Origin of the sequence: Calothrix anomala FACHB-343 (assembly GCF_014696435.1) — a bacterium.
Lineage (GTDB): Bacteria > Cyanobacteriota > Cyanobacteriia > Cyanobacteriales > Nostocaceae > Aulosira > Aulosira anomala_A.
Map to the genome: position 1 here is coordinate 38,668 of NZ_JACJQG010000025.1, position 23,628 is coordinate 62,295.

Sequence of the window (23,628 nt, forward strand, 5' to 3'; positions counted from 1 at the left end):
CCTTTCCTAGCCTGATGAAAAGCGATCGCCCTCTCACTCCTCAACCCAACTCACTCACCCTTCAACGTCCGGAACTACTCGCACCAGCAGGTAACTGGGAATGCGCCAAAGCTGCTGTGGAAAATGGAGCAGATGCAATTTACTTTGGCTTGGATCGGTTCAACGCCAGAATGCGGGCGGAAAATTTTACTGAGGCGGATTTACCTCAATTAATGGCTTTTCTTCACCTGCGGGGTGTGAAGGGATATGTCACAGTTAATACACTAATTTTTCCCCAGGAACTACCAGAAATAGAGCAATATTTACGTTCAATTATTGCTGCTGGTGTGGATGCAGTCATTGTGCAAGATGTCGGTTTATGTCGTCTGATTCGTCACCTATCCCCTGATTTTCCTATCCATGCTTCTACGCAGATGACTATCACTAGCGCGGCTGGGGTGGATTTTGCTAAATCTCTCGGCTGTCATTTGGTGGTGTTAGCACGTGAATGTTCTCTCAAGGAAATCAACAAAATTCAGCAGCAAATCCAGCAAAATGACGCTTCATTGCCTTTAGAAGTCTTTGTTCACGGTGCTTTGTGCGTCGCTTATTCCGGTCAATGCTTGACGAGTGAAGCGTTAGGTGGACGTTCTGCGAATCGGGGGGAATGTGCCCAAGCTTGCAGAATGCCCTACGAGTTAATCGCTGATGGAGAAAGTGTTAATTTAGGCGATCGCAAATATCTTCTTAGTCCCCAAGACTTAGCCGGGTTAGATGTTCTCCCTAAGTTGGTGAAGTCGGGGGTAACTTCTCTCAAAATTGAAGGTCGGCTGAAAACACCAGAGTATGTTGCTAATGTTACTCGCGTTTATCGGGAAGCTTTGGATCGGGTGATGGGGGAAGGGGGACAAGGAGGACAAGGGGGACAAGGGGGACAAGGGGGACAAGGGGGACAAGGAGGACAGGAGAATAAGCGGGAACGGTATAACTTGGAAATGGCGTTTTCTCGTGGGATTTATACAGGGTGGTTTGGGGGAATTAACAATCAAGAATTGGTACATGGGCGCTTTGGGAAGAAGCGCGGGGTTTACTTGGGGGAAGTGATTCGCATTAGTAACGAACAGGTAGCTATTAAATTAGAAGCGCCTGTGAAACCAGGGGATGGAATAGTCTTTGATTGCGGTCATCCAGAGGCGAAGGAAGAAGGCGGGCGCGTTTACGCAGTTACCCAGAAAGGAAGGGAGACATTGCTGACATTTGGTCGCAGTGACTTAAATTTCCGGCGGGTGCATGTAGGCGATCGTGTTTGGAAAACTAGCGATCCAGAACTGGATAAGCAACTACGCCAAAGTTTTGCGGGCGAAAATCCCCAATTTCAGCGTCCCATTGATTTAGAGATTTATGGCGAACTTGATGGATTATTAACTGCGATCGCCCGCGATAAACAAGGTCATGTAGTCCAGGTAGACTCTACAATATCCCTGGTAGAAGCACATACCAAACCCTTAACTACAGAACGTTTACAAGAACAATTTGGTCGTTTGGGTAATACTCCCTTCTGTTTAGGAAACCTCACCAATCACCTCAATGGTGCAGTAATGATACCTGTGAGTGAGTTAAACAGAATGCGGCGCGATATCGTCTCTCAATTATCAGAGTTACGCAGTCAACCCCAACGTTGGGAATTACGTTCTGATGTTTCTTTCAAAGATTTACTCCCCCCATCCCCCCATCATTCCCCATCTTCCTTCCCCTCACTCATCGTTTTAGTCCGCAACCTCAAGCAACTCCAAGCCGCACTTAAAGCTGGAATCACTACGCTGTACTGTGAATTTGAAGACCCCCGTTTTTATCGGGAAGCAGTGCAGATGGTGCGACAAGGAAGCAGTCAACAGTCAACAGTCAACAGTCAACAGTCAACAGTCAACCGTCAACAGTCAACCGTCAACCGTCAACAGTCAACCGTCAACAGTCAACCGTCAACCGTCAACAGTCAACAGTCAACAGTCAACCGTCAACAGTCAACCGTCCCCTCTATTTGGGTTGCACCTCCGCGAATTACTAAGCCTGGGGAAAATTGGATTTTGCAACAGGTGCGTGATTGTAATGCAGATGGGTATTTGGTGCGGAATTACGATCAGCTACAATTTTTTGCGGCAGAACGCTGTATTGGTGATTTTTCTCTGAATGTGGCTAACGCTTTAACCGCAGACTACTTTCAGGGGCGTTATGGTTTGGAAAGGTTAACCGCATCCTACGACTTAAATATTAGTCAACTCGAAGATTTGCTGACTAGTTGTCCGCCCCAGTGCTTGGAAGTGACAATCCACCAACACATGCCGATGTTCCATATGGAGCATTGTGTATTTTGTGCTTTTCTTTCTAACGGGACAGATTACACTAACTGTGGCAGACCCTGTGAAAAACAGGAAGTGAAATTGCGCGATCGCGTTGGTAGCGAACATGTTCTTAAAGCAGATGTCGGTTGCCGCAATACTGTATTTAACGGCACAGCCCAAACTGGAGCAGAATACGTACAGCGCCTTATAAGCTTAGGTGTACGTCAATTTCGCATCGAGTTTGTCAATGAAACACCAGAGCAGGTGAGTAAAACCATACATTGCTACCAACAACTACTGCAAGGTGAAATTACAGGTTCTCAACTCTGGCGAGAATTAAAGTTGCAAAATCAGCTAGGTGTAACTCGCGGGCCGATGGGAGTGTCTGGGCTAGGGACTAGGGGCTAGAGATTTTCTCGTGAATGGCTGATTTGCAATCAGAATTTGACAGATTGTCATTGGTCATTTGTCATTGGTCATTTGTCAAATATCTTTACCGCATACCAATTTTAAAAAAGAATGCGACAGATTGTAGGGGCATGGCACTGCCATGCCCTCTAGAATATATTGATGTGCCGCTAATTAATGAGTATCAAAGACTCATTCACGAGTATCAAAGACTGATTAATGAGTATCAAAGACTCATTCACGAGTATCAAAGACTGATTAATGAGTATCAAAGACTCATTCACGAGTATCAAAGACTGATTAATGAGTATTAAAGACTCATTCACGAGTATTAAAGACTGATTAATGAGTATCAAAGACTCATTCACGAGTATTAAAGACTGATTAATGAGTATCAAAGACTCATTCACGAGTATTAAAGACTGATTAATGAGTATCAAAGACTCATTCACGAGTATTAAAGACTGATTAATGAGTATCAAAGACTCATTCACGAGTATTAAAGACTGATTAATGAGACTAAAAACTGCATAACTGCATAACCAATAGAGATATAGTAACTTGACATCAAGCTAATATAAAATCTTGACAATAAAAGCCTTTCAACTATGTCAACAGTCAACAGTCAGTAGGGGCGGGTTTATAGAGAATTATCGTTGATCGGTGAGGATATTTGTGAACCCGCCCGTACAGTTGTCAACAGTCAACACTCAACAGTCATCAATCAACAGCTATATGTCTAATAATTGGAATACTACTCTTTATCAAGACAAACACGCCTTCGTATGGCAATATGGTGAGGACTTATTGCAGTTACTCAACCCCCAACCTAGAGAGTTAATTTTAGATCTTGGTTGTGGAACGGGACAACTCACAGAAAAAATTGCTCAAGCTGGCGCTGAGGTAATGGGAATTGATAACGCCGCAACGATGATTGAAAAGGCGAGACAAAACTATCCCCATATCCAGTTTAATGTTGCGGATGCGACGAACTTTCAAGTAGCACAGCTATGTGATGCGGTATTTTCTAATGCTGTTTTACATTGGGTGAAACCACCAGAAAAAGCGATCGCATCTATATACCAAGCACTTAAACCTGGCGGCAGATTTGTGGCTGAATTTGGCGGTAAGGGAAATGTCAAAGCCATCGCCACAGCTTTAGAAAATGCGATCGCTTCTTTGGGAATTCCTGAGCCAAAAACACGCAATCCTTGGTACTATCCCAGTATTGGCGAATATGCTACCCTCCTAGAACAGCAAGGATTTGATGTCATATATGCCAATTTACGCGATCGCCCCACTCCCCTAGCAGACAAAGCAGCAGGTTTAGCCAACTGGATTGATATGTTTGCTGGTACATTTTTTATTGGCTTATCTGCTGAACAAAAATCACAAGTAATTCGTCAAGTCGAACAACAATTAAAGCCAACTCGCTATCAAGATGAAACTTGGATAGCAGACTATCGGCGTATTCGCATCCTTGCAATCAAACTTTAGAGAACAATCCCCAATTATGTCATAATTAGAACATATTTACCTATTTCTTATTTCTCATACCACTTTAAATAGTGTTTGCGGCACATCTCTATATTCTAGAGGGCATGGCATTGCCATGCCCCTACCATCTGCCGCATTCTTTCTGTTGTCTTTGCGTAAGTCCGTAATTATTCAAAATTATAAGATTATGTTTACTCAACAAAATTCTGGTCGCAAAACATCGTTACCACTATTACTATCTATCAGTCTTTGCATCACGACTTTTCTACCCATCCCTCCCACACTAGGAGAAAATAAAGATTCCCTCAAGGCTTCTACTGCACCTTTAGAACTCAGTTTATTAGCCAAACCAAATAACTCTGTAATGACATCTGCTACTATTAGCCAGAGATATTTGACTATTCCTAGTTTATGGCGTGCCCAAAAAAGTGCTGAAAATAAATTATTAGCAGATTGGATAGCATACCCAGCTTCCGCAACGGAACCAGCAAGAGTAGATATAATAGTGAATCAGCAAATTTGGAGTTTATTAGATTATCTAGAACGCTACGACTTTATTAATCGTTTGGGTACATCTGTGAGAAAAGATAAGTATAACGTGCGCGTATTTAATTATCAGGAAGAATTTTTAGGCAGCTATACTTGTGATTTTAATGTCGAGTCGGGTTTATGTAAGATAGATATCCCGAATCAAAATAAATTTGGTTGGCAACGTTCCTCTTAAAATTATCTGGATTTTTAAATCTGTAATCAATGATGTAGGGGCATTGGCACTGCCATGCCCCGAAGCGCGTACCTGAAATATGCTCTAAATCTAGAGTAGAGTATTGAATTTCTGAAACCATGTTTTAAAAAATTAAAACATGAGAGAAAAAGCCAAGACAACTTTTTTGCATTCTCCTTTCTTCTCCCCCTGCCCCCTGCTCCCTGCCCCTCTGCCTTTCTTTCACCCCCTCACGACTTCCCCGTCGGATCGGCTGCGCGAACTAATTCGGGCGCTTCTATGTTTGGTAGTTGAATAACTTGCTTGGCTGATGGCCTATCGCGACGCTGAAACTCTCCCAATTTTACAGGCTGTCTTGTTTGCGCCGATTGGTAAATAGCACGAATAATCCGCACATCTGCCAAACCTTCTTCGCCAGATGGCTCTGGCTCTTGATTGTTCAATATACAGTCAGAAAAATAGATAATTTCTGCCGCAAACTGATTCCCTGCTGGATAAGATTTTTCTTCAATTTCATCATTAACAGTAATTTTGTGCTTCAGTTCTCCCATATAAGAATATGGTGAATCCATCTGCAAATTACCCTTGGTACCCAGAAGTTGTAAGCTGGAAGCTGATGCCGCCCCAAAACTAGAAGTAAAGTTTGCTACTCTCTCACCCGGAAAACGCAAAATTGCACTTGTCATTTCATCAGAGTCATCAAAACGCTGATCGTCTTGGCTAGCACTGATGGCAAACACTTCATAGGGTTCATCTCTAAATAAATAACGAGCAGCATTTATACAATAAATGCCCATATCGTAAACAGTACCGCCACCATTAGATATCGCTTCCAGGCGGACATTACCTTCGGCAACGTTTTGTGAAAATACTGAGTTGAAGATACGGAGGTCGCCAATTTTACCAGATTGAGCAATTTCTACTGCTTGCATATTTGCTTGGTCAAAATGCAAGCGATAAGCAATCATCAGCTTAACGCCATTATTTTGAGCTGCACGAATCATCTGTTCGCACTCTTGTTCTGTCACTGCCATTGGCTTTTCGCACAGTACATGAACCCCAGCATTTGCAGCCCTCACAGTGTAATCGCAGTGTAAATGGTTGGGGAGTGCAATATAAACTACATCAATTTCGCCACTTCTCAAGCAATTGTCATAGTCTTCATAAGCATAAGCCTTGGCTTGATACTGCTGGCTTAATTCTTCTCGCTTGAGTTCATCGTCAGAAAATAAGGCAACTAGTTGAGAATTGTCAGTTTCGGCAAAAGCTGGCAGTACAGTTTCCTGGGCAATCCAACCTAGTCCCACGACGGCATAACGAATTTTGCGCTTCCCGTTTGTAGCTGCCATTTTTTTACCTCCGAATTAAGTATTTGTTTGCTCACAAACTTGGCAATGCTGCTAATTTTCCAGGTTAAAAATTTACAGCTTTGGCTCCATCCTCCTACCGATTGATTCGGCTAGTTGAGGAAGTCTGTTATGCTTTGCGGTAGCTTGCACAGGGAATTGTGATGAGTTTACCCATTCAAGAAATTGTACTAGCGCCAGGAGAAGGCACTCACCTAACTATTGGGAATAGCGAAGTCATATTTAAAGCTGTTGGTGCTGATACTCATGGGCATGTGGGATTATTTGAAAATGTACTCCCACCAGGGGGAACCTCGCCTGTATTGCATATTCACCGCCAGATGGAAGAAATGTTTTATGTTCTAAAGGGAGAAGTTGAGATTCAAGTGGGTAATCAAACAGTGCAGGGTAAACCTGGAGCGTTTGTATTAGTTCCTCGTGGTACACCTCATACCTTTGCGAACCAAGGAACTACAACCGCCAAGTTATTGATTATGTTTTGTCCTGCAGGCGATCGCGAACAGTATTTTGCAGGTTTAGCCAAACTCCTGCAAATGGGACAAACGCCAGATAGGGAAGCTTTGATAGAGTTAATGCGCCAATTCGATCAAGAACCAGTAGACGGTTAAGCACCATCTGACCTATTACCTATTCTCTATGCCTGCATAGATTAAAGATATAAAAAAGTTGAATATTAAGTTCTCTAAACAAATTGCTTAATCCCTGCCTATTTGGGATTTTCGATGGCTAAATAATCAGCTTGCCTAATATTATTTAAGTTTTTAAATTAATCGAGCTTATATTTTACGGCTCAAATAAGAAATTTCTGCCAAGCAATAGCGATCGATATAAAAGCTTGTACTAGGTATATGAAAGCTTTACCAGGCATCTACGTATAATCACTGTATGAAATGTTTGTTTTGTCTATGATTAACGTATCCGGATTTAGAGTTGGGCTGTTGTAGAAGTAATCATGAACACAAGTAAAACTACTTGAGTTAATCACCCATAACAAAATACAGCGAAAACAAAAAAGCTGTCAAATTACAAAACACATCATTAATAACAGGTATAAGGAGCGAACAATGGCAACTTTAAATTTAATGGACGATCAAACATTAGTTAGCCAATTTGTACAAGGAAAAACCAGATTAGCATCTAACCCAAATTTCCGCATCGAATCAATCTCAACAACAGTTCAATTATTCAGTAAAAAAGGTTTATTACTAGCAAGTATTAATTTGGCTAGCGAATCTAAATTTTTCTTGGTTCGCCAAAATTGCCAACATTTAGATTTAATCAACGCAGTGTTGCTCAAACATAATTTTCTTCCTACTGGCAAGCTTGAAAATGGCTTAATGCGTTATGAATATTACCATATTCCTGTTGGCTATAAAATGAATTATACTGAAATGAAATCTCTATGGAAGTTTTGGCGTTCTCAAATGAATTTTAGAGAAAGAAATCAGCAAAACGTTAGATTACTGATTTTCACTGGTAATGGCTTCCAAAAAGTTCTCGATATGGCATTTAACCAAGAAAGTTTCTATATCAAAACTACCAATCATGAAGTTTTAGTCCAAGTAGAAGATCGCGTGATTTGGATGAGTGCTGAACAATCCCAATCAGAACCCACAACAATGATTCAAGCACATAAAGCACCAGGCTCAAACTTGCTAGGTTTATACCAAGAACAAATTCAGCCTAGCGAACAGTTATTTTCAATGGCTGCAATCACAACTAATAATATTGTCCGTTTCGATCAAGGTAAACTTTATATTCAAACAACTGAAGGTGAAATTGTTGTTGAAGGTTCTAACCTCAAATATTTTCTCAACGAGCGCACAGTCGAAAATTGCAATAGATAGTCGGTGTAACGAAAATACTGGTAAGGGTTGTCATTTGTCATTTGTCATTTGTCATTTGTCATTTGTCATGAGTGATGATGAAGCTTATCGATAATGTTAATTGCGGTTAAGCTAATTTAAATAATCTGGTTGGAGATATATCAGCATTTTAGCGATCGCTATTTCTCATCATCATAGTCAAAGGTTACACAAGGACTGTCAATTTCCTGGGATGGTTGAAATGAATTGCAAAAAATTACTTGAGAACAATTAACCTGCAATTCGTCTGGGTGAATACAGTCGAGAACGCCTTCTCTGTGAATATGAAAAGCACAATCTTGGCAAATAGTTTGGCGTTGTAATGTTTTGTCATACTCGGAAATTAGTTGATATTGATTATCGATTGAGTCTGACATAAGCCAAAATTATCATGAATATTTTATACAGAGAAATAAGCGATTGATGATTTAGGGCTGAAGTCTGGAGTAGTAACTAATTTACTCTCTCTGTGGTAAGCTCTCTTAAGGTTATCATCCGATTGCTATCAATAGTTCATGATGGAGCTAGCGTTAATTAAGCTGGGAGGGTCGTTAATTACTGATAAGGATCGACCTTATACAGCTAAACCCGAAATTATACAACAACTAGCCGGGGAAGTGAGCGCGATCGCACTTCAAAATCCCCATCTGAAATTGATTATTGGCAATGGTGCAGGTTCTTTCGGTCATCAGTCTGCTAAAAAATACAATACCATCAATGGCATTAGCACTGATGTTGATAAATTTGGATTTTGTCTAGTTCACCAAGATGCTATTGATTTAAATCGGCTAATAGCTAAGGCTTTTTTACAAGCGGGTTTACCTGTAATTAGTCTCCCACCTGTAACTATGGGAGTGACTGAAAACAAAAAGCCAATAAAATTTAACTATTCAATTATCGAAAATACTTTAGCAGCAGGTTTGATTCCCTTAGTATTTGGGGATGTAGTTTTAGATAAAATAATTGGCGGAACAATTCTCTCTACTGACACAGTATTAGCAGAATTAGCGAAACATTTTCATATAAAAGAAAATTTGCGCGTGCAATTAATCAATGTTGGTAACTATCCGGGTGTGTATGATCAATATGGACAGGTAATATCTGAGATTACTTCAGCTAACTATCCACACATCAAAAATTTTCTGGGTGAAAGTAAATCGGTAGATGTTACGGGTGGTATGCTCAGGAAAGTGAAAGAATTTTTAGCTATAGCCGATTTAGGAATTGATTGTTGGATAATTGATGGTGCTGTACCAGGTAATTTAACTAATGCTGTGTTGGGAAAGTCAGCGTTAGGTACTTTGATTAAAGCTTGATATTCTATCTTTGTCGTTGGCGATGGCGTTCGTAATCTTCAAAGCGTAACTTAGCGATCGCACTTCTGGTAGTTGTTCGCGCTACAATTCCTTCGGCTCTACCGCCTGCACCTGCATCCAATGCCACGTTTGTCTGTGGTAGCATGGCTTTGAGAAATTCATGGGTTTCGGAAATCGTCACGGGTAAAGATGTCACTGTTGCAATTCGCGGTGTTAGCGCAAATCTATAGTCAATACTTGCTTGAGTCAGTTGCTTTTCATCAAGAAAAACTTGTCCCCCGTTATCTCGCCATGCGGCTATTTGCTTGATAGGTTGTGCAAATAGGGTTTCTATATCTGTGATGACTGCGACATCAAATAATCGCCAGCCAACATTTTGTTGAGAAGTATATTGCTTGCTGGCTGAGGTAATTTTTCCGCCATATAATTCCAGGTAGGTAACCATAATACCCGAATGCGATCGCGCTAATGAATCTGCAATATTTTTGAGTGCAGCGACAATCCCCAGTGCAGGATTACCAATCAAATCGCCTTTAGCAAATAATAGTTCTTCTCTGCTACCTAAAACAAAGTTACCATCAGGTAAAAGAATAATACGAGAGTTTGTCCCATCTACTTTTTCTGTAAGAATTACCTCGTCATCATCAATATTAAAGTTAACTGTCTGTTCTAGCAAAGTTCCTTTATCACCTAGTGCATGATATGTAGGGATACTCGGATATTTTGTCATAGAGTTGAGTTTGTTTAAGTCACAACTCCGCAGTGAAAAATCATAACTCATTTAGCCTAACTATATATTTTAATAATACAAATATAATACAATTATAATTTTAAAGTTAATGACTGTCAATTGACTTAATGAATGTGACTATTCTTTCTACTTCTTGAAAACCTACTTTGCAGTGAAATTCATAACTGGCGGTGTTTTCTAATAAAGCATCTGAAGCGAGTTCTAAACATCCTTTTTCTCGTCCCCATTTTTGAGCATGTTCAATTAAATATCTACCTATCCCTTGTCGGCGATATTCGCTTTTTAAATAAATTCCTTCTAAATAGGCAACGGGACTAGTAGTAGCGCCGGGTACATAATCATATCTCAAAGAGAGATTCATAAAACCAATTGCTATTTCATTGTCATCTGCAATTAAAAATCCTGCTTCCCGTGGAGATTGGAGAATTGTGATTAGAGAATTGCGTCTTTCTTCAGGAGATTCATCTGGCCAAAGTTCTAAGGTGAGATTTAACCATGTATCAAAGTTATTTTGGTTAATTGGGAAAATTTTCATGGTTATTTATCTTCGGTTCAGATTCGTTTTTATTGTAAGATAAATTCGCCATGATGCCGTTAATATTTATTTGATTAACCGCCCTTCGGGTTCAGCAGTTCGCAATCGACGCAAAGCGCCAAGACTGCGACTGCTTCACCAAGTACGCCAAGTACGCCAAGAGAAAAGAAGCTATTATTAAGTGCGAGTTTACAGAGAATTGATATAAGATGCAGACTAATGCATTGAATAATTTTATGGTGCGTTATAACGAAGTTTAACGCACCTGTACAAGTGAGAAAATAAATCTAAAATTTAAACACGACAAGCAGCGAAACTTTTACCATTAACGGCACTTCTCATACCCAAAACAACAGCTTTCACACGTTGTTCTGGCGTACCGTGATGGTGTCGGCTACCCCAGTCATAATCACCAATATGATAAGCTAGGCTGGCAATTTCTAGCGTATCGCGTTCGTCAAATACAATGTTAGGAATTAAGCCTAAATACACTCCAGCTAAACAATCTGCTTGCAGTTCTGATATGGGTGTAATTCTAGGTTCAAATCCATAAGCTGTTTGCATAGCATGGGCATATTCATGGGCAACTATATAGGCTAAAGCTGCATCGCCAAAATGATATGCCATTTGAATATCTTGTCTGGTTATATAGACAGTATGGTTTAGTTTACAATACAAACTACCGTAAACTCTTCCACAGCGACTAGGAGAACCTTTGGCAACATCCCAAATTAATCTTGGTGTAGCTTTATAGCCATGAATATGTTGAATACCTGCATAAACTCCATCAACAACGGCTTTTGGTGCCCATTCTGCTTTTACAGGAATATTTGCTAGTACAGTGCTAAGACTGACTAGTGCTGTTGTCAAGGCTTTGAGTGCTTTCATTGCGTGTGTTTGACTGTTGAACTTAGGGCGAAATTATTCAAAGTCTGATGACGGATTGTTAGCGGAAAAAGTGCTGAGGCTTAAAGAATCTTGAAATATTAATATATAGACTAGATCCCCGATTTTTTGCAGAAGTCGGGGATCTGAATGAATGCTTGTTACTATATCAAAACAATTTATTTATTTAACCGATAGCAAATAGCTTTATCAAATTGAACCCGAGTAAATGCCGAATCTAAATGAATGGTGGTTTCAGCATTGCCGAGAAATAAGTAACCATCTGGATTTAATTTATGTTTAATTTTTTTTAATAAGTCTTTTTTTGTAGCGGTATCAAAATAAATTAAAACATTGCGTAAAAAAATTACATCTTGTTTGGGTAATGCTATCCAAGATTCTACAAGATTAAACTGGCGAAATTCTACCATCTGTATAATTTCGTTATGAATTTGCCAGTTATTATCTAGTTCTTGAAAATAGCGATCGCGTAAATTGCTCGGTAACCCACGCTGGATTTCTAGCTGGTTATAACAGCCTTGTTTCGCCTTGGCTAAGACTTTATGGGAAAAATCGCTGGCTATTAGCTTTAAAGACCATTTGCTCAGTATGGGAAAATATTCTTTAATCAGCATCGCTATGCTGTAGGGTTCCTGCCCGTTAGAGCAAGCTGCACACCAAATATTAAGCGATCGCTCTCTGCTTCTTTTAGCAATCAATTCTGGTAGTACATACTCTTTCAGCGCTTCAAAGGGATAGCGATCGCGAAAAAATGATGTTTCATTTGTTACCAATGACTCAACTACCTGGCTGTGCAGTTCGCTTAAAGGTTGAGTTTGTAGATAGTGAACTAATTCGCCAATTGACGTAAATCCAAGCGCTTCCGTAATTGGTTGTAAATATAGTTCTGCTAAATAGGTTTTTTCGGGTTGTAAAACTACTGCCGATTGCTCGTAAACTAATTGACAAATATATTTAAAATCAATAGTGTTTATACTCATAGTCTGTTTCATCACAGACCTGAAAAAGGTACTTGATTGTCACGAACCCGGTGGATAATTTCACCTGCTATTTGCTTGAGGGGAAGAACCTCATCGGCTAGCCCAGCATTGACAACAAAACTGGGCATTCCCCAGACTACGCTACTAACTTTGTCCTGGGCTAGTATTTGTCCGCCAGCTTCCCGGATAGCTTTACAGCCATGTAAGCCATCTTGTCCCATACCTGTGAGAATAACAGCGATCGCTCTTTGACTGTAAACTTCGGCTACAGACTTAAATAGTACATCTACCGAGGGACGACAAGAATTTTCTGGTGGTGCTTGATTAATTCCCAGGCGCACTACATCATTTTGACGCTGTACCACCATGTGAAAATCTCCTGGCGCAATCCAAGCTTGCCCAGGCTTGATTTCAGCACCAGCAACGGCTTCATCAACATGAATTTGGCATTGAGAATTTAATCTTTCTGCTAATAATTTGGTAAACATTGGTGGCATGTGTTGCACAATCAAAATCGGAACCCGGAAATCGGCTGGAAGTGCGGGAAGTATTTGGGCGAGAGCATTCGGCCCGCCTGTTGACACCCCAATTGCCACAACATCTACCTGTTCTTTACCCTTGGGGACAGCAGGAAAAAGCGAATTAGTAATTGTAGTTTGTAAGGGAAATAAACTATTTCCCAAAGCGAATAACTTAATTTTAGGAATTAATTCCTCGATAATATGTTGGTTACTAGCCTCCACACTTCCTAGATTACTAGGTTTTGTCGCATAATCAGAAGCACCTAAAGAAAGAGCTTCGATAGTAGCGATCGCTCCTGTATAGGTAGAGGTGCTAAACATAATCACAGGTAGCTTGGGATACTTTTGTTTGATAGCTGTCAAAGTTTGTAAACCATCCATCTCTGGCATTTCTACATCCAAAACAATCACATCAGGATGAAGGTGGGGTATTTTTGCCAAAGCAATACCCCCATGAGCAGCCACGCCCACTACCTCTAATTCTGGATCGCTGGCTAAAATTTTACTGACGCGACTGCGAACTACCACAGCATCATCAACTATGAGTACCCGGATTTTTAGCATTGGGATGAGGGTCAAACCTGTCCGTAATGTAGTTTGATTTTGGGGAATTGAGATGATTTGCTTGCGCCCCTAACTCCAAAGCGCCTCATCTTCTAAATTTTCCAATTGTGACGTTTTCATTAGCTTTATTGATGGCCTGCTCAATTGTAAAATTAATTTCTTGACCATAGGAAACTTCTAAGGTGTGACCATCAGGATCGCGGAAAAAAGCCCAGTAACCGACAGGAAAACCCCAGTCATGGGGCCCATCTATCAACACACCTTCCAAACGTGCCTCATCGCAAAGGCGGTCTATTTCCTCACGAGTTTGACAAGCTACTCCCAGATGGGATGCAGGCGCAAGGGTGCATTTTAATTCTGCAACTTGAATTAAAACAATTACAAATGGTCGAGTTAAATCGCTAATCCAAGCAACATCTACATGCTTTGCTTTATCAGTGCGACGATGCACCACTTGCATTGCGGCATACTTAGCATAAAACGATAGACTGCGATCGATGTCGCTTACCCCCAGGGCGATATGAGTAAAGCCTAGATCTGACATTAGCTTTTACCTTTTCATAAATGAGCAATATCTTCCAGATTAAGATTAGGACTTACGCAGTGTCATATATTTTTCATGCTTTTTGTCAATGGTCAATAGTCCATAGTCCAAAAAGCTGAATTTTGACCATTGACTTTTGACTTTTGACCACCCTTGTGAGGGTTTTTGTGTTCGGTGCGTAAGTCCTAAAGATATTGCAAATCGGTACAAGTTTGGCAGAGGGGCAGGGGGCAGGCTTCCGCCGTGAGCGTCAGCCGAACGGGAGCAGGGGGAAAGAATTAAATTAATATGAGGTATGCAGGTAGGGGCAGTACCATGCCCATTGGTGTCAACTTAACGCGAAACCCAGTTACCGCAAGTAACTGAAGTTCCTTGCTAATAGTCAAAGTCATCGTCAGATGACTACATATCCTCAAAATCTTGAGTCTACTTCAGTAGGGGCGGGTTCACAGATATGCTCCAATAATTCACGACTATCTCGCTTAACCCGCCCCTACTTTGGCTATGAGCCTGAGAATTCATTCTCAGGCGGGTGACAAAGCTAAGACAGAGGCTATTTTTAGCTTAAGTTGACACCAATGTACCATGCCTCTACAGTCAAAGATTATCTGTATCTCACCAACTTGCAATCTGCTGTATGTAAAAAACTTCGAGTTTCCCTTTCGGAACTCGGAGTTTGCTGTTCGGAACTCGAAGTTTCCCCTTCTGAACTCGAAGTTTCCTGTTTTGAACTCGAAGTTTCCCTTTCGGAACTCGAAGTTTCCTGTTTTGAACTCGGAGTTTGCTGTTCGGAACTCGGAGTTTGCTGTTCGGAACTCGGAGTTTGCTGTTCGGAACTCAAAGTTTGCTGTTCGGAACTCGGAGTTCCGCGTTCCAAGCTCAAATTATCGCCATCGCCGCTCGATTAATCGCCTTTTTTACGGGGTAGGTTGGGTTGAGGAACGAAACCCAACACCGAAAAACCTTGGCATAGTTGGGTTTCACTGGGTTCAACCCAACCTACATCTGACTTAACTCGATAGTAAAGTGATAAGCTCTGATTTCTAGACGCTGCTTAAAGTAAAAACGATGAGCCGCGAAGCGCTGAACCCCGGAATCGAGGTGTAATTGTTGGCAAGCATTAGCTTGAGCATAATCTATTAGCCAATTGAGGAGATTTGAACCGTAACCTTGAGAGCGATCGCGTTCTTGAGTTACCAAATCATCCACATAAACAAACTTACCCCAAGATAAGGATTCAGCGATTCTAAATCCGGCTACAGCCTTGATGCTTCCCCCATCTTCTAAATAAGCTAGGTGAAAACCTTGCTGTTGTTGTCTGCGAATGCGAGTGACAAACTCACTAGCGACAAGATGGGGACGAAGCAATTGCATAGTGGGGAAACAACGCTCAATTTCTGCATCAGACTGTGCCAGATTAATGTGAGTCATTTAGTCTCGGATAACTTGAGAATTTTGAGTTTTTGGTAATGCTAAGGGTAATTGCGAATCTGGATCTATAGCAAGTTCTGGCGGGTAAGTTTCTCTAGTAGAACTTCTGAGATATTGTCCATCGTTGACAGGTTCTACAGGCTTGAGGCGATGATTAATACTGTAATAGCGGTGAGTTTGTTGGCTGATATGACGTTCTTGAATGCTTTCATTCGCAATTTTCTTTCGCAATTTAATAATTGCATCGATGACAGCTTCCGGTCGAGGCGGGCATCCTGGTATATAAACATCAACTGGAATTAATTTATCTACACCCCGCACGGCGCTAGGAGAATCAACACTAAACATTCCTCCTGTAATGGTACAAGCACCCATCGCGATGACATATTTAGGTTCCGGCATTTGTTCGTACAGCCGCACGAGATTCGGCGCATACTTCATGCTAATTGTGCCAGCCGTAATTAACAGATCTGCTTGTCGCGGAGTCGCTCTGGGAATCATCCCATATCGTTCTAAGTCGAAGCGCGACGCATAAGCAGCCATAAATTCCATAAAGCAACAGGCTGTACCAAACATCAAGGGATACAGACTGGACATTTTTACCCAGTTGTAGATGTCATCTACTGTGGTGAGAATTATATTTTCCGATAATTGTTGCGTAATTTCCGGACGCTCAACGGGGTTGATAATTGAACTAGTCATAAGTTGAGTTCCCCAATAAATATTTGTAGAGCAATTTATTGCTACATCACTGCTAACGACAATTTCCGAAAACTCTCCCCTTGTAGCTTGAAAATAGGGGCTAGGGGAAAAGGATTTTTATGTTTGGTTGCGGGATTTTATCACAATCAATTTCTGGCGATCGCATACCTGCAGTCAGTGCAAAAAGCAATTAGCTAGAAGCGTTGTAGAGCGATCGCTATTTGATTTCGGAGTGAGATAACGTTACTTGCATTCCATAGTCATAACGATTATGATTTAAATACGAAGTAGTTATGAGTATGATGTAGTTGGTTTGCAGACCAAGATTAAGTTTGGGTAATCTGACTTATATGGAGAATTTCTCTACCTATGACTGAACTGCAAAAGTTGACCACTGCTGATGGTATCTCCGTTGCTGACAACCAGAACTCACTAACTGCTGGCCCCCGTGGCCCGGTATTAATTCAGGATTTCCACTTAATTGAAAAACTGACAATCAACAATAATATCCAAAAATAATAGCTACATTATCAATATTTACTACTGAAGTATAGTAGTAAATATTTAGAAGTAATTATACAAATTTTTATATCTACTAAATGTGTGCAAAGGCTTGACTATACAATCAAGATAACTGTTAGTATCAGATATTTAGTATCAATTGCAGCTACAGAAAATTATTTAATAACTTTAATTGTTTTAAGTTAAAAAATATTAACTACAATTACTATACGTAAAATCATTGAAAATAATTTATCTGGCAGATCGGGAATCATTTGGCCTAAAATGTCGTCTACAGTTTAATCAAAATTAACTTCTCCCTGATTCCAGCGAAATCTTCCTGATTTATTATTTAAAGATTAGAGGATTTGTATAGTGACTAACAGTAGTCTGAACCAAGGGCAAATGCTCAACAACTCTTCACCAAACGCGATTGATATCAAACAACTCACTACAATTCTGTATCACAGACGTTATCTCATATTAGGTATTTCCTGTGCAGTTATCTCAGTAGCTAGCGTCTTGGCTATCTTGGCGAAACCAAATTACCAAAGCTCGATGCAAATACTGGTAAGTTCCAAGTTAGATCCAGGCTTAGATGCAAATAAAGTTCAGGGAAAAACAGATAGTCAAGGAACTGAAGATCTCAACGTTCAAGTTGTAGACTATACAGCTCAACAAAAACTAATGGAAAGTTCTCCATTAATTCAAAAAGCTGTAGATTTACTGCGTCCTAATTACCCCAACATTACTTTAGAAGATATTAAAGGTAAACCAGGACAATATGAAAAATCGCCGTTAAATGTCACTCAGATAAAAACTGCAACGGGAATTAACGATCTAAACAATCAAATATTTGAGATTTCTTTTAAAGATAAAGACCCAGTTAAAACCCAAAAAGTGTTGCAAGCACTACAAATTGTTTATCACAATTACAACATTGAAGAACAAAAGGAGCGATTAAATCAAGGGCTGGCTTATGTTAACGCTCGCTTACCCGAAGTCAGAAAACAAGTTAGCCAATCAGAACAGAAATTAGAAAAATTTCGCAAAAAGTATAATTTAGTCGATCCAGAGGTACAAAGCAAAATTCTGCTGCAATCTTTAGCGGATATTCAAAAACAATTACAAAATACTCGCGCCCAAATTCAAGACATCAAAGCGCGCCAAGCCGGACTACAGCGAAAAATGGTGTCTTTATCCCAAAAAAGTATAGTTTCTTCGCGTTTGAGCCAATCACCGCGCTACCAAACTTTACTGAATGAAATTCAAAAAACCGAATTAGAACTTTCACAACAAAGACTACGATATACAGAAAATTCTCCTGTAATCGAAACCCTAAAACAGCAACGCCAAAGCCAATTAGCCTTACTGCGACAAGAGGTAGGAAGATCTGCAGAAGCAAATGATACCAATACAAATAATTCTAGTCCCGGACAAATTGCTGGGGTTGATTTAAAGGTAGTAGAAGAATTAAATCAAATACAAACTACTTCTTTAGGACTGATAGCTAATGAAAAAAGTTTAGTTGAAGCCGAACAAAAATTACGTGTTGAACTGAGCAAGTATCCTAGCATTATAGCTGAGTATAATCGTTTATTACCAGATATAAGAAACAGTCGTCAAACCTTAGAACAATTATTGCAGCAGCAACAGTCTTTAGGAATGACAATTGCGCAAACTGGATTTGATTGGCAATTATTAGAAGCACCAGAAAAGGGAACATATATCGGTAGTGGTAGGTTGTTTTTGTTAGGTGGAGCTTTAATAACCGGGCCGATTTTAGGAATTATTACAGCTTTAATTTGGCAAATATTTCATGATGTGATTTATTCGCCACAACAATTAAGAAGGCTGACAAATCTGCGACTATTGGGAGCAGTCCCGAAGATTGTTGAAAAGAGTCGAAAAAGACGATGTTTTAAACCATTTAAGCATCAGGAATCAATGGCAATTTTAGGAGAAACTATCCCTAGTTTGCCAGACCACGAAAATTTTGATTTAGTCTATCAAAATATTCAATTATTTAATTATCCTGTTGCTTTTAAATCGCTGATGTTGACTTCAACCCTAGCGGGTGAAGGAAAAACAACCTTAGCTTTGGGGCTGGCTGCGAGCGCATCTCACATGCATCGTCGCGTATTAGTAATTGATGCTAATTTGCAGCATCCTAACTTGCATAAAAAATTAAATCTGTCTAATGATTGGGGTTTATCTCTGTTATTAGTTGATGAAAGTAATAATCCAGTTGCTGAGTATATTCAACCAATTCATCCCCACATTGATGTTTTAACTGCTGGCCCCGCACCAGAAGACGCTGTTAAGCTACTCAGTTCAGGGCGGATGAAAGAAATTATTGAATTGTTTGAACAAACCTACGATTTAGTGTTAATTGATGCTCCAGCAATTTTAAATAAGGTTGATGCCAGAATTCTGGCATCTTTGTGTAATGCCATTGTGTTAGTCGGGCGGATTGGTCAGGTAACTCAAAGCGAACTCATGGATGCTAGAGAAATTTTCAGCAACTTAAATTTAATTGGCGCGATCGCTAATGATGTCAAACAAACTAAGTAGGTCGGCGTAACGAAAATACAGGCAAAGGTAGTCATTGGTCATTGGTCATTAGTCATTAGTCAGGGGTTGGAAACTGTAAAACTACTGACTATCCCATTCAATGCTACGATGTTGAAGTATCTGCTTGACTAGTTGCGATCGGATGAATAAACCATTGGATGCGGCGCTTTCGGTTGAAATTTCTCAACGCATCAAAAGCAAAGCCAAAAAAACCTTTGATAATGCTTACAAAGCAGCACTGGCGACTGAGAAAGCAAAGTACGTCCAGGGGTTTGTAGTGTTTTCCGGTCAGCCATACCGACCTGTTGAACATGCTTGGATTGAATTAGACGAGTCAATTGTCGATCCTAACCTCCCGCATCTGCAAAAAAAACCAGAGAACCTTTACTACTTCCCCGCAGAAAGCTTTTCTATTAAGAAACTCAAAGCCATTATTGAGGAATCTGAAGAAGATTATCCTGAAGATGACCCCCTACCCATTTATGGCGATCCACCTTATGAATATTATGGTGATGTCATGTTGGGTGGGAAAAATTATTTAGATGCATATCAAGCTGCTGAGGCTAAAAGCAAAGAAATTAATCAACCCAAATTGGATAGTAATTAATAATTCTCAGTCGGTCGGTGTAATTAAAGATAACTAGCGAAGGCTGTCATTTGTCCTTTGTCATTGGTCATTTGGTAAGAGTTTCAAGCCAATTTACGTTTCTTAACATAGTTCGGTTTATTTCCACTGACTTACTTAGTAGTAGATTGACAAGCCTAAAATGATGCAATAGATTTTGTAGGTTGGGTCGTTCGCGTTAGCGTCACGTAGTGAAGAATGAGACCCAACACTCAACGAATGTTGGGTTTCGCAAAGCCTCAACCCAACCTACAACTAACTTCTTGAAGAAGTCGGGGATCTAGGAAGATAACTGCATTCGCTTTAAGATTCGTCGGGCGACATTAAATAGTAAAACGCCCAGAATAATTAGCATGAGGATGGCGAACCAAACACCAGCCCAACCGGTACCGCGCACGTAAGCATCGCGAGTAATTTCAATATAATAACGGGCGGGAATAATGGCAGAAAATAAGGATAGGGGAAAAGGAATATTACTGATAGGATAAATAAATCCTGATAGTAGTAAAGCTGTTAAAAAGCCGACTAAGGCGACAGCTTGCACAGCAGAATTTTGATTATTGACGCGCACGCCAATTAATAAACCAAACATCACACTATCAATTAAAAATATCAGCGTACCAATGAATAATGGTGTTGGTTCTACTGCAAAGCTTAATTGCCAAATAATTGCACTCATCACCATAATTAATATAGCTTCGCTAATGCCAATTAAAAGATAAGCCAAGCCTTTCCCTAATAGTAATTCCTCAGCAGTGAGATTAGAGGCATAAACTTGTAAAATTGTCCCTTTTTCTTTTTCTCGCACCATTGCAACTGCTGTTAATAGTGAGGGATAAATCCAAAGGATTACTGCATAAATTCCAGGGACTATATATAAAGATTCTTTTCTACCAGGGTTAAACCAGAGGCGGATATGGGCAACGATTTTATCAAATGAGGATTGTAGTCCAGAATCTCTTAAAAAGAATCTAGTAGTTGCTTGAATACTATTTTTGATAATTCTGGCATTATTCACATCTGTTCCATCAACTAACACTTGAATATTTATAGGTAAATCTGATTTAATCTGCCGACTAAAATCTGGGGGAATAATGACAGCAGCTTTGGCAAGTCCTTTATCAATTGCTTCTTGAGGATTAGATATTTCAACTTGAGATTTATTGAGGGAATTAAACAGGGGAAATTTAAAGTTATGAATTGGTTCAAATTGATTCGTAGCAAATAAACGCTCAATATAAGAGCGACTGAGGGGACTGTTATCAAAATCTTGAATAAATATCGGAATATTTTTTGATTCTAGGCGAATCACAAATCCAAAAATAATTAAAGTCATCAAGGGTAAGAGAAACGCCAGCGCTAACGAAAGGCGATCGCGTCTAAATTGGGCTAACTCTTTACGACATTGGGATAGTATTCTTGTCATTGGTCATTTGTCATTTGTCATTTGTCAGAGACGCGATTAATTGCGTCTGTACAATTGTCCACCTACCCCCTGCCCCCTCTTCCCCCAATCCCCAAAGGGGGCCCCGAGTCCCCCTGCACCCTTGCCTCTTCCTCTGTGCGTTGGACTATGCCGATGAAAGCATCTTCGAGGGAAAAGGGGATTGGACGGAGAGATTGTATATTTATGCGGTCTGTTTGCAAAATTGAGCGAATTCGGGGGATATCTGCGTCGGGATAGTCGAGGACTAGGTGGAGGCGATCGCCAAAAATTGACACTCGCCAAGGGGCAAACTGTGTTTTAAGTAAATTAGAGGCATCTTGGGTTCTATCTGTAACTATTTCTATTAACTGGCCGGGTTGGGCGGCTTTAATTTCGCTGGGGGAACCTTGTACTACCATTTCCCCGGCTACCATAAAGCCCATGCGGTTACATTGTTCGGCTTCTTCTAAATAATGGGTGGTGACTAATACTGCTGTTCCATCTCGCGCAAACTCGTTAATTAACCGCCAAAATTGACGCCGCGCTAAGGGATCTACTCCTGATGTCGGTTCATCGAGAAATAATATCTCTGGTTCGTGCATCACGGAAGCGCCAAAGGCTACTCGCTGTTTCCATCCCCCTGGTAGTTGTCCGGTAAGCATATTTTCTCTACCAACTAAGCCACAAGTTCTCAATACCCAGTCGATTTTACTGCGACGTAATTGTCTGGCGACGCCATAAACACCACAATAAAATTCTAAGTTCTGAATAATAGTTAAATCATCGTAAAGTGTGAACTTTTGACTCATGTAACCAATGCGTTTTCTTAAGGCACTGCTGCGTAAATTCTGCGTTTCTCCAGCTAAGGAAATTTTGCCTGATGTCGGTTCTAGCAAGCCGCAGAGCATTTTAATAATTGTCGTCTTACCTGCGCCATTTGCTCCTAATAATCCATAAATTTCACCGTAGGAAATTTCTAAATCTACACCTTTAACCGCTTGAAAATCACCAAATACTTTGCTTAACTTATTGGCACCAATCGCCACAGATAAATTATGAGCATCATTAGCTATTTTTTCATCCCTAGCCCCTGTTTTTGTCCGAGGAAAAGAAATAAATTCCGGGTCATTTCCCGATGCACGGAGACGGGAGACAAATACATTTTCTAGAGTTGCATCTGCTGCTTGAATATTATTAAGTTGTAGTTGCTGTTGGGCAAAAATTTTCTCAACTGAGGCGCTTGCTTTGACAGCATCGCGAACTAATACATCTAATCTATCGCCAAAGGTTTGCACATCGACAATAGATGTTTGCAGATTATTACTAGCATCGTGCAAAACTCGCTCGGCGGCGGCAATATTATTGGTGCGAACTTCTAAACGCTGTAAACCCAAGCTTTCGCGTAACTGGGACAGAGTACCAATTTGCTGGATTTCGCCTGCATACATTAAAGCAATGCGATCGCATCTTTCGGCTTCATCTAAATAGGGTGTAGCAACAACTACCGTCACCCCCTCAGCAGCGATCGCCGCTAATACATCCCAAAATTCCCGCCGCGATACGGGATCTACACCTGTTGTCGGTTCATCTAATAACAAAATTTGCGGCTGAGAAATCAGCGCACAGCATAAAGCCAGCTTTTGTTTCATCCCCCCAGAGAGACGACCCGCCAAGCGATCGCCAAATTTCTCTAAACTCATTAATCGCAGGTATTTATTGCGACGCTGCACAAAAATATTCTCAGAAACTTCACGTAAACCCGCACTATAGCGGAGATTTTCATCAATACTAAGGTCAAGATACAGAGAAAATTGCTGAGTCAGGTACCCAATAGCTAAACGCGCATCGCGAGGAAGTTTACCTAATATCTGGATATTCCCGGCTGATGCTTCCATCACCCCACTTAAAATATGAAATGTCGTAGTTTTCCCCGCACCATCAGGGCCAATTAAGCCAAAAATTTCTCCTTGGTTGACGGTAAAATCAATTCCCTTCACGGCGACTAATTTACCGTAACGTTTGTTTAAACCCTCCACCCGAATTACAATGTTTGTCATTTGTCAATGGTCAATA

At 40.4% G+C, this 23,628-nt stretch carries 22 protein-coding genes and 1 pseudogene; 11 read left to right on the forward strand and 12 right to left on the reverse strand.

Going from position 1 to position 23,628, the window contains the following annotated elements; translation table 11 throughout:
• The first annotated feature begins 14 nt into the window (after positions 1 to 14).
• The 4 genes from H6G08_RS15960 to H6G08_RS15975 all read left to right on the forward strand — a co-directional run bounded on the left by H6G08_RS15960 (position 15) and on the right by H6G08_RS15975 (position 4,947).
• Positions 15 to 2,726, forward strand: a complete 2,712-nt coding sequence (locus H6G08_RS15960; RefSeq protein ID WP_190544426.1) for a U32 family peptidase — start codon at positions 15 to 17, stop codon at positions 2,724 to 2,726.
• Positions 2,727 to 2,857: 131 nt separating this feature from the next.
• Complete coding sequence (locus H6G08_RS15965) at positions 2,858 to 3,040, forward strand: hypothetical protein (protein WP_190544429.1); 183 nt, start codon at positions 2,858 to 2,860, stop codon at positions 3,038 to 3,040.
• 421 nt (positions 3,041 to 3,461) lie between these two features.
• Positions 3,462 to 4,223, forward strand: a complete 762-nt coding sequence (locus tag H6G08_RS15970) for a class I SAM-dependent methyltransferase (protein ID WP_190544614.1) — start codon at positions 3,462 to 3,464, stop codon at positions 4,221 to 4,223.
• 187 nt (positions 4,224 to 4,410) lie between these two features.
• A complete protein-coding gene (locus H6G08_RS15975) occupies positions 4,411 to 4,947 on the forward strand; it encodes a hypothetical protein (protein WP_190544432.1) in 537 nt (178 codons plus the stop codon).
• Between the two features lie 230 nt (positions 4,948 to 5,177).
• Here H6G08_RS15975 and H6G08_RS15980 read toward each other — a convergent pair whose 3' ends face one another.
• The gene (locus tag H6G08_RS15980) at positions 5,178 to 6,296 is read right to left on the reverse strand and encodes a Gfo/Idh/MocA family protein (protein WP_190544434.1); all 1,119 of its coding nucleotides are present in this window, start codon (positions 6,294 to 6,296) and stop codon (positions 5,178 to 5,180) included.
• 161 nt (positions 6,297 to 6,457) lie between these two features.
• Here H6G08_RS15980 and H6G08_RS15985 point away from each other — a divergent pair, with 161 nt between their 5' ends.
• Both H6G08_RS15985 and H6G08_RS15990 read left to right on the forward strand, forming a co-directional pair.
• Positions 6,458 to 6,922, forward strand: a complete 465-nt coding sequence (locus H6G08_RS15985) for a cupin domain-containing protein (RefSeq protein WP_190544437.1) — start codon at positions 6,458 to 6,460, stop codon at positions 6,920 to 6,922.
• Between the two features lie 456 nt (positions 6,923 to 7,378).
• Positions 7,379 to 8,161, forward strand: coding sequence for a hypothetical protein (locus H6G08_RS15990; protein WP_190544441.1), 783 nt, complete (start codon positions 7,379 to 7,381; stop codon positions 8,159 to 8,161).
• 158 nt (positions 8,162 to 8,319) lie between these two features.
• Here the strand turns inward: H6G08_RS15990 and H6G08_RS15995 are convergent, their stop codons facing one another.
• Positions 8,320 to 8,556: a hypothetical protein gene (locus H6G08_RS15995; protein WP_190544444.1), complete on the reverse strand. Its 237-nt coding sequence runs from the start codon at positions 8,554 to 8,556 to the stop codon at positions 8,320 to 8,322.
• A 138-nt stretch (positions 8,557 to 8,694) separates the two neighbouring features.
• Between H6G08_RS15995 and H6G08_RS16000 the strand changes: the two genes are divergently transcribed.
• On the forward strand, positions 8,695 to 9,495 hold the full coding sequence (locus H6G08_RS16000) for an isopentenyl phosphate kinase (RefSeq protein WP_242046170.1): 801 nt from the start codon (positions 8,695 to 8,697) through the stop codon (positions 9,493 to 9,495).
• A 4-nt stretch (positions 9,496 to 9,499) separates the two neighbouring features.
• On the opposite strand, the gene H6G08_RS16005 is transcribed toward H6G08_RS16000, so the two are convergent.
• From H6G08_RS16005 to H6G08_RS16030, 6 genes are all read right to left on the reverse strand, one after another.
• A complete protein-coding gene (locus tag H6G08_RS16005; RefSeq protein ID WP_242046171.1) occupies positions 9,500 to 10,225 on the reverse strand; it encodes an RNA ligase family protein in 726 nt (241 codons plus the stop codon).
• A 106-nt stretch (positions 10,226 to 10,331) separates the two neighbouring features.
• Positions 10,332 to 10,781, reverse strand: a complete 450-nt coding sequence (aac(6'), locus tag H6G08_RS16010) for an aminoglycoside 6'-N-acetyltransferase (RefSeq protein ID WP_190544452.1) — start codon at positions 10,779 to 10,781, stop codon at positions 10,332 to 10,334.
• Positions 10,782 to 11,075: 294 nt separating this feature from the next.
• Positions 11,076 to 11,669 carry a neutral zinc metallopeptidase gene (locus H6G08_RS16015; protein WP_190544455.1) on the reverse strand — a complete coding sequence of 198 codons (594 nt, stop codon included), beginning with the start codon at positions 11,667 to 11,669 and terminating at the stop codon, positions 11,076 to 11,078.
• Positions 11,670 to 11,845: 176 nt separating this feature from the next.
• Complete coding sequence (locus tag H6G08_RS16020; protein ID WP_242046172.1) at positions 11,846 to 12,667, reverse strand: CheR family methyltransferase; 822 nt, start codon at positions 12,665 to 12,667, stop codon at positions 11,846 to 11,848.
• Between the two features lie 11 nt (positions 12,668 to 12,678).
• A complete protein-coding gene (locus tag H6G08_RS16025; RefSeq protein ID WP_190544462.1) occupies positions 12,679 to 13,752 on the reverse strand; it encodes a protein-glutamate methylesterase/protein-glutamine glutaminase in 1,074 nt (357 codons plus the stop codon).
• Between the two features lie 85 nt (positions 13,753 to 13,837).
• A complete protein-coding gene (locus tag H6G08_RS16030) occupies positions 13,838 to 14,296 on the reverse strand; it encodes a VOC family protein (RefSeq protein WP_190544465.1) in 459 nt (152 codons plus the stop codon).
• A gap of 578 nt (positions 14,297 to 14,874) precedes the next feature.
• On the opposite strand from H6G08_RS16030, the gene H6G08_RS16035 reads away from it, so the two are divergent.
• Positions 14,875 to 15,204, forward strand: coding sequence for a hypothetical protein (locus tag H6G08_RS16035; RefSeq protein ID WP_190544468.1), 330 nt, complete (start codon positions 14,875 to 14,877; stop codon positions 15,202 to 15,204).
• 91 nt (positions 15,205 to 15,295) lie between these two features.
• Here the strand turns inward: H6G08_RS16035 and H6G08_RS16040 are convergent, their stop codons facing one another.
• Together H6G08_RS16040 and nuoB are read right to left on the reverse strand one after the other, a co-directional pair.
• Complete coding sequence (locus H6G08_RS16040) at positions 15,296 to 15,727, reverse strand: GNAT family N-acetyltransferase (protein ID WP_190544471.1); 432 nt, start codon at positions 15,725 to 15,727, stop codon at positions 15,296 to 15,298.
• The gene (nuoB, locus tag H6G08_RS16045; RefSeq protein WP_190544474.1) at positions 15,728 to 16,429 is read right to left on the reverse strand and encodes an NADH-quinone oxidoreductase subunit NuoB; all 702 of its coding nucleotides are present in this window, start codon (positions 16,427 to 16,429) and stop codon (positions 15,728 to 15,730) included.
• A gap of 369 nt (positions 16,430 to 16,798) precedes the next feature.
• Here nuoB and H6G08_RS16050 point away from each other — a divergent pair.
• The 3 genes and pseudogenes from H6G08_RS16050 to H6G08_RS16060 form a co-directional block, all read left to right on the forward strand.
• Positions 16,799 to 16,921, forward strand: a pseudogene (locus H6G08_RS16050) (catalase); the annotation flags it as partial.
• Between the two features lie 384 nt (positions 16,922 to 17,305).
• A complete protein-coding gene (locus tag H6G08_RS16055) occupies positions 17,306 to 19,504 on the forward strand; it encodes a GumC family protein (RefSeq protein WP_190544476.1) in 2,199 nt (732 codons plus the stop codon).
• A 142-nt stretch (positions 19,505 to 19,646) separates the two neighbouring features.
• A complete protein-coding gene (locus H6G08_RS16060; protein WP_190544620.1) occupies positions 19,647 to 20,111 on the forward strand; it encodes a hypothetical protein in 465 nt (154 codons plus the stop codon).
• Between the two features lie 298 nt (positions 20,112 to 20,409).
• On the opposite strand, the gene H6G08_RS16065 is transcribed toward H6G08_RS16060, so the two are convergent.
• Together H6G08_RS16065 and H6G08_RS16070 are read right to left on the reverse strand one after the other, a co-directional pair.
• Positions 20,410 to 21,555: an ABC transporter permease gene (locus H6G08_RS16065; RefSeq protein WP_190544479.1), complete on the reverse strand. Its 1,146-nt coding sequence runs from the start codon at positions 21,553 to 21,555 to the stop codon at positions 20,410 to 20,412.
• 62 nt (positions 21,556 to 21,617) lie between these two features.
• Entirely contained in the window at positions 21,618 to 23,612 is a 1,995-nt protein-coding gene (locus H6G08_RS16070; RefSeq protein ID WP_190544482.1) for an ATP-binding cassette domain-containing protein, read from the reverse strand.
• Positions 23,613 to 23,628: the final 16 nt, after the last annotated feature.

Excerpts from the sequence above, each read along its gene's own strand:
- H6G08_RS16040 (WP_190544471.1), bottom strand. The coding sequence starts at position 15,727 with ATGACTCACATTAATCTGGCACAGTCTGATGCAGAAATTGAGCGTTGT.
- H6G08_RS15965 (WP_190544429.1), top strand. The coding sequence starts at position 2,858 with ATGGCACTGCCATGCCCTCTAGAATATATTGATGTGCCGCTAATTAAT.
- H6G08_RS15970 (WP_190544614.1), top strand. The coding sequence starts at position 3,462 with ATGTCTAATAATTGGAATACTACTCTTTATCAAGACAAACACGCCTTC.
- H6G08_RS16030 (WP_190544465.1), bottom strand. The coding sequence starts at position 14,296 with ATGTCAGATCTAGGCTTTACTCATATCGCCCTGGGGGTAAGCGACATC.
- H6G08_RS16070 (WP_190544482.1), bottom strand. The coding sequence starts at position 23,612 with ATGACAAACATTGTAATTCGGGTGGAGGGTTTAAACAAACGTTACGGT.
- H6G08_RS16000 (WP_242046170.1), top strand. The coding sequence starts at position 8,695 with ATGATGGAGCTAGCGTTAATTAAGCTGGGAGGGTCGTTAATTACTGAT.
- H6G08_RS15990 (WP_190544441.1), top strand. The coding sequence starts at position 7,379 with ATGGCAACTTTAAATTTAATGGACGATCAAACATTAGTTAGCCAATTT.
- nuoB (WP_190544474.1), bottom strand. The coding sequence starts at position 16,429 with ATGACTAGTTCAATTATCAACCCCGTTGAGCGTCCGGAAATTACGCAA.
- H6G08_RS15975 (WP_190544432.1), top strand. The coding sequence starts at position 4,411 with ATGTTTACTCAACAAAATTCTGGTCGCAAAACATCGTTACCACTATTA.
- H6G08_RS16035 (WP_190544468.1), top strand. The coding sequence starts at position 14,875 with ATGTACCATGCCTCTACAGTCAAAGATTATCTGTATCTCACCAACTTG.
- H6G08_RS15960 (WP_190544426.1), top strand. The coding sequence starts at position 15 with ATGAAAAGCGATCGCCCTCTCACTCCTCAACCCAACTCACTCACCCTT.
- H6G08_RS16060 (WP_190544620.1), top strand. The coding sequence starts at position 19,647 with ATGAATAAACCATTGGATGCGGCGCTTTCGGTTGAAATTTCTCAACGC.
- H6G08_RS15980 (WP_190544434.1), bottom strand. The coding sequence starts at position 6,296 with ATGGCAGCTACAAACGGGAAGCGCAAAATTCGTTATGCCGTCGTGGGA.
- H6G08_RS15995 (WP_190544444.1), bottom strand. The coding sequence starts at position 8,556 with ATGTCAGACTCAATCGATAATCAATATCAACTAATTTCCGAGTATGAC.
- H6G08_RS15985 (WP_190544437.1), top strand. The coding sequence starts at position 6,458 with ATGAGTTTACCCATTCAAGAAATTGTACTAGCGCCAGGAGAAGGCACT.
- H6G08_RS16020 (WP_242046172.1), bottom strand. The coding sequence starts at position 12,667 with ATGAGTATAAACACTATTGATTTTAAATATATTTGTCAATTAGTTTAC.
- H6G08_RS16065 (WP_190544479.1), bottom strand. The coding sequence starts at position 21,555 with ATGACAAGAATACTATCCCAATGTCGTAAAGAGTTAGCCCAATTTAGA.
- H6G08_RS16005 (WP_242046171.1), bottom strand. The coding sequence starts at position 10,225 with ATGACAAAATATCCGAGTATCCCTACATATCATGCACTAGGTGATAAA.
- H6G08_RS16015 (WP_190544455.1), bottom strand. The coding sequence starts at position 11,669 with ATGAAAGCACTCAAAGCCTTGACAACAGCACTAGTCAGTCTTAGCACT.
- H6G08_RS16025 (WP_190544462.1), bottom strand. The coding sequence starts at position 13,752 with ATGCTAAAAATCCGGGTACTCATAGTTGATGATGCTGTGGTAGTTCGC.